This window comes from Streptomyces sp. NPDC001532, assembly GCF_040298625.1.
In the GTDB taxonomy this organism is placed as follows: Bacteria; Actinomycetota; Actinomycetes; order Streptomycetales; family Streptomycetaceae; genus Streptomyces.
On record NZ_JBEPAL010000095.1, the window covers coordinates 1 to 2,550 of the forward strand.

Genomic DNA, 2,550 nt, shown 5'->3' on the forward strand with positions numbered 1-2,550 from the left:
GTCATAAATAAGGGTCATATTTAAAAGCTAAAATTGTACGTTTTAGTCAATTACATACAAGGGTTCTGTTGCAAAGTTTTAAATAAAGAATAAAATCCCTTACGGTATCTATGATTTAGGCTGTTATTCCCATTAATACCTTGATTTCAGTAGACACCGAAAAGCCGAAGAGAGTGCCTTCTTTTCGGGTTTTCTTATATAATCCTCGAATGGCTTCCATGCCCTTAATCGTGGTAGAGGCAGTGCGTAAACTTCGATAGAATTTATTGCGTCTCTTTACTGGACGATGGTCTTGTTCAATCAAATTATTCAGGTATTTAATGGTACGATGTTCTGTCCCTTGATAAAAGCCGTATTCTTTTAGTTTCTTAAAGGCACTTGTAATAGAGGGGGCTTTATCTGTGACTACAACCTTCGGTTCATCAAACTGCTTCACTAACCGCTTAAGAAAAGCATAGGCTGCTTGTGTGTCCCGTTTTTTACGTAACCAAATATCCAAGGTTAAACCATCTGCATCGATGGCTCGATACAAATAATGCCATTTTCCTTTAATTTTGATGTACGTTTCATCCATTTTCCATGAATAAAAGGATTTTTTATTTTTCTTTTTCCAGAGATGATAGAGGAGTTTACCGTATTCTTGTACCCAACGATAAATAGTTGTGTGAGAAACGTTAATGCCACGATCATAAAGGAGTTCTTGAATTTCACGATAGCTTAGATTGTAACGTAGATAATAACCAACAGCGACAATAATCACATCTTTTTGAAATTGTTTACCTTTAAAATAGTTCATTGATATATCCTCGCTGTCATTTTTATTCATTTTACACTAAAATAGACTTATCAGAAAACTTTGCAACAGAACCGATTTCTCAATCTTAGGTTTCACGATTTCAACATCACGAATTTCAACTGTCAACTGTTTTTCCTCACCAGTTTTAGTTTTTCCTGTTACTTGCATAAAGACTCTCCTTGCTATTTCACTAATATAAGAACGCAAACTCTGACATTTGCGCCCCTAAAATAAAAAAGACCTAAGTCGTTTTAATATACTTAAGTCTTCACTACTCAAAATAGAATAATTTTTCAAATTCTATATCCAACGCTATACAAAGTAATAATGCTAATTTAGCAGATGGAACGTACTCATAGGTTTCTATATTGCTAATTGTCTGTCTCGAAACACCAACAATTTTAGCCAAATTACTCTGGTTTATTTGTTTTTCAGCACGAGCCACTTTTAACCTATTCTTTAACTCAAGTTTTCCTTTATCCCTCATTTAAAAATTCCACTCATTAAATTCCAGCCCATCACAGAAACAGCAATTAATAATACTACAATTACTATGATGTTAGTCATCGACCTCTTCTTTTTGAACAGATATATTTCATGTCCCAAAGCCAAAAGTAATAACATAAAAAACAAATCGTCTATAGATTCATTTTTTAGCAACCTAATTGTGAAAATAAACAGCCAAGCAAGTAACAACATAATATAGTGTACTATTGACATATTTCTCCACTTCGATAGTTTACCCTCATCTTGACTTTCTTGTTGTGCCATTTGTAAAATCTTCTTATTATTCATTTCTTCTCTTCCTCTCTATGAATAAAGTATAACACTTTACAAGTAAACTTGTCAACTATATAAGCAAACTTGTTAAAGATATAAGTAAACTTGTCAAAAACAAAGTATGAAAAGTCCGTAAAAAATTAAGAAGCTCTCAATCATATAATTGGTTCTGTTGCAAAGTTTAAAAATCAAATACAAGGTTTATAATCCTTCTTGTTCTTAATCTAATATTCCCATTAAGACCTTAATCTCAGTAGATACCGAAAAGCCGAAGAGCGTTCCATTTCTTCGGTTCTTTTTGTATATTCCTCGAATTGTTTCCATGCCCTTAATCGTGGTTGAGGCAGTACGTAGACTTCGATAAAATTTATTGCGTCGTTTGATTGGTCGATGGTCTTGCTCAATGAGGTTATTGAGATACTTCACGGTTCGATGCTCTGTCTTAGTATATAAACCGTTACTCTGTAACTTTCTAAATGCAGAACCAATAGAGGGCGCTTTATCCGTGACAATTACTCTTGGTTGACCAAACTGTTTATGTAGTCGTTTCAAGAAAGCATAAGCAGACTGAGTATTTCTCTTTCGTCTTAGCCAAATATCCAGTGTCATGCCTTCTGAGTCGATTGCACGATAGAGATAATGCCACTTCCCTTTAATTTTAATATAAGTTTCGTCCATTTTCCACGAATAAAAGGACTGTCTATTTTTCTTTTTCCAGATTTGATAGATCAGCTTACCATATTCTTGAACCCAACGGTAAATTGTTGTATGAGAAACGTTAATGCCACGATCATATAAGATTTCTTGAACTTCACGATAGCTAAGGTTATAACGAAGATAGTAGCCCACGGCTACAATAATCACATCCTGCTGAAATTGCTTTTCTTTAAAATGATTCATCGTCATTCCTCCTGCTATCTTTTTCTATTATTCTACCTTATTTGATAGTAGATTTAAAACTTTGCAACAGAACC

At 33.8% G+C, this 2,550-nt stretch carries 4 protein-coding genes; all 4 read right to left on the reverse strand.

The features are described 5' to 3' along the window. Nucleotides 1-115 precede the first annotated feature (115 nt). Nucleotides 116-796, reverse strand: coding sequence for an IS6 family transposase (locus ABT232_RS38295; protein ID WP_351849417.1), 681 nt, complete (start codon nucleotides 794-796; stop codon nucleotides 116-118). Nucleotides 797-1,067: 271 nt separating this feature from the next. Beyond that, on the reverse strand, nucleotides 1,068-1,283 hold the full coding sequence (locus tag ABT232_RS38300) for a helix-turn-helix transcriptional regulator (protein WP_101913440.1): 216 nt from the start codon (nucleotides 1,281-1,283) through the stop codon (nucleotides 1,068-1,070). Next, on the reverse strand, nucleotides 1,280-1,591 hold the full coding sequence (locus ABT232_RS38305; RefSeq protein ID WP_349221543.1) for a DUF6442 family protein: 312 nt from the start codon (nucleotides 1,589-1,591) through the stop codon (nucleotides 1,280-1,282). Before ABT232_RS38305 ends, ABT232_RS38300 begins: the two co-directional genes overlap by 4 nt. A gap of 204 nt (nucleotides 1,592-1,795) precedes the next feature. Then, on the reverse strand, nucleotides 1,796-2,476 hold the full coding sequence (locus ABT232_RS38310; RefSeq protein WP_351849419.1) for an IS6 family transposase: 681 nt from the start codon (nucleotides 2,474-2,476) through the stop codon (nucleotides 1,796-1,798). Nucleotides 2,477-2,550 lie beyond the last annotated feature (74 nt).